We start from the raw sequence: 2,645 nt of genomic DNA on the forward strand, positions 1-2,645 counted from the left end.
ATGCGACGCGTGGCGTCGTGCGGCCGGCGGACATGAGCTTCGTGCCCTTCTATCGCCAGTATCGTCGACGCAGTGCCGTCTATTTCAAGACGTTCAGCGATGCGGCCTGGGCCGCAGAAGAAGCTGCTTTCACCGCCGAACAGGCGCGGTTGCGCGACATCGCCGCACGTTCGGTCGATGTCATGCACCTGGGTGAAATGCAGCCGGAGCGTGACCACAACCTCGTCTCGGAAATTTCCTATCCGGTCACCTATCGCGGGCGACAGGGGCGCGATGCACGGTCCGGCGGGTTCATCGAGTTTTCGATGGCGGTGCGACCGGGGCCGCTGGTCTTGCAGGCAACCTATTGGGGCAGCGAGCGCAAACGCGACTTCGATATCCTGGTCGACAATGTGAAGGTCGCGACGCAGCGGCTGGACAATGACCGGCCGGGCAAGTTCTTCGACGTGGACTATGTGCTGCCCGAGGCGCTGACCAAGGGCAAGAAGTCCGTCCGTGTCCGCTTCGTGCCACATGACCGCAACACCGCCGGTCCGGTCTTCGGGGTGCGGATGTACACGGCGAAGCCCGGCGCGGTGGCATGACGTCACAGGCCGGCGGCGTGGCGATGACGCTGGATGCGCTGCGCGATCTGGCCCGCACGAAGCTGCGCGGCGCAGGGCTGGCGCCCGACCATGCCGATGCGGTTGCCGAGACGATGGTGGCAGGCGAGCGGGACGGCTGTGCCAGCCACGGCATCTACCGCTTGCTGATCGCGGCCAATTCGGTGGCGCGCGGCGTGGTGGTGCCGGATGCGGTACCCGTCGTCCGGTCGCCGGCGGCGGCGCTGGTCAAGGTGGATGGCGGCGGCGGCTTTGCGCAACTGGCGTTCGAGCGCGGCAAGCCGCTGCTGATCGAAAAGGCGCGGCGCTGCGGGATCGCGGCGATGGCGATCAACCATGTGGTGCATTTCGCCGCGCTATGGCCCGAAGTCGAGGCGCTGGCGGACGAGGGGCTGGTCGCGCTCGCCTTCACGCCCAGCCATGCTTGGGTCGCGCCTGCCGGGGGTACGAAGCCGGTGTTCGGGACGAACCCGATCGCCTTTGGCTGGCCGCGGCCGGAGCGTGACCCCTTCGTGTTCGATTTCGCTACGAGTGCGGTCGCGCGCGGCGAGATCGAACTGCACCGCCGGGCCGGGCGGCCGGTGCCGGAGGATTGGGGGTATGACGCACAAGGGCAGCCAACCACCGAAGCGGCGGCGGTGCTGAACGGCGCGATGCGCACCTTCGGCGGGCACAAGGGATCGGCGCTGGCCGCCATGGTCGAGTTGATCGCCGGGCCGCTGATCGGTGACATGACCAGCGCGGAGTCGATCAAGGCGGATGGCGGACGCGGCGGGTCGCCGATCGGCGGCGAACTGGTGATCGCGATCGATCCGGCCGGCTTCCTGGGCGATACGGTGGCGGAGCATCTGGCGCGAGCGGAGGCCATGTTCACCGCGATCGAGGATCAGGGCGCACGGTTGCCATCGGCCAGGCGCTACGCGGCGCGGGAACGCAGCCTGCGGGACGGCGTCACCATTCCGCGCGCGCTCCATGATGACATCATGGCGCTGCCGAACGGGTGAGCGGCGCTCCGGCCATCAATTCCCCATAGGCATCCAGCACCGCCTGATTGGCGGTATCCCAGCGATATCCGTCGACGCGGGCGCGGCTGGCCTCGCTGAACCGGCGGCGCAGATCGGCGTCGGCGACGATGCGCTTGAGGGTGGGGTCGGCGACGATGCGGGCGATCGCATCGGCATAGCCGGCGATGTCGCACGGATCGACCAGATACCCCGTCGCCCCGTCGGCCACCAGATCGACCGCCCCGGTCGCGCGTGCGGCCACGACGGGGACACCCGCCGCCATCGCCTCGGTCGTAACGTTGCCAAAGGTCTCGGTGACGCTGGGGTTGAAGAATATGTCCATCGAGGCGACCGCGCGACCCAGATCGTCACCGGTCTGGTAGCCCGCGAAAATCGCACCGGGTGCCTGCTCGGCAAACCAGTTTTGCGCAGGCCCCTTGCCGACGACGAGCACCTTGTGCGCCACGCCGCGCGCGCGAAGCTGCTTCAGCACCGCGGCAAAGACGTCCAGCCCCTTTTCCTTCACCAGACGCCCCAGGAAGCCGACCGCCACATCGTCATCGGCGATGCCCAGACTGCGCCGCCACTGGAGATCGCGCCGGGCCGGCGTGAAGCGGTCATGGTCGATGCCGCGCGACCAGATGGAGATGGGTGCGGACACACCCCATTCGCGGAGCAGGGTGACCATGCTGGGGCTGGGTACCAGCACCCGGTCGAAGCGGTTATAAAAGCGCTTCATGATGTGGATGAACACCGGTTCCAGCACGCCGAGGCCGTAATAGCGCGGATAGGTCTCGAATCGGGTGTGGAAGGAGGCTACCGTGCGCACCCCCGCGCGTTTCGCCCAGCGCAGGGCGGCGTGGCCGAGCAGTTCGGGGGCGGAGACGTGGACGATATTGGGGGCGAAGGCCTCCAGATCGCGGCGGACCTTAGTAGGCAGGCCGCGGGCGATGCGATATTCGGCGCGGCCGAAAGGGACTGGCAAAGCAGGTACATCGACCAGATCGCCGGTCGGTGCGAAGGCCGGGCGGGGCAGGGT

3 protein-coding genes are annotated in these 2,645 nt (G+C 68.0%); 2 read left to right on the forward strand and 1 reads right to left on the reverse strand.

Features of this window, described 5'->3' with window-relative positions:
* Both Q0U08_RS19620 and Q0U08_RS19625 read left to right on the forward strand, forming a co-directional pair.
* Positions 1–584 (forward strand): DUF6805 domain-containing protein (locus Q0U08_RS19620; RefSeq protein ID WP_367271169.1); only part of this gene is annotated, 584 nt, incomplete at its 5' end.
* On the forward strand, positions 581–1,606 hold the full coding sequence (locus tag Q0U08_RS19625) for an Ldh family oxidoreductase (RefSeq protein WP_298093473.1): 1,026 nt from the start codon (positions 581–583) through the stop codon (positions 1,604–1,606). The genes Q0U08_RS19620 and Q0U08_RS19625, both read left to right, overlap by 4 nt.
* Here Q0U08_RS19625 and Q0U08_RS19630 read toward each other — a convergent pair.
* The coding region (locus Q0U08_RS19630; protein ID WP_298093475.1) for a glycosyltransferase family 1 protein at positions 1,584–2,645 on the reverse strand (1,062 nt) is incomplete at its 5' end. The two genes, Q0U08_RS19625 and Q0U08_RS19630, sit on opposite strands and share 23 nt — an antisense overlap.

Origin of the sequence: uncultured Sphingomonas sp. (genome assembly GCF_946477935.1) — a bacterium.
Classification (GTDB): domain Bacteria; phylum Pseudomonadota; class Alphaproteobacteria; order Sphingomonadales; family Sphingomonadaceae; genus Sphingomonas.

Excerpts from the sequence above, each read along its gene's own strand:
- Q0U08_RS19625 (WP_298093473.1), top strand. The coding sequence starts at position 581 with ATGACGTCACAGGCCGGCGGCGTGGCGATGACGCTGGATGCGCTGCGC.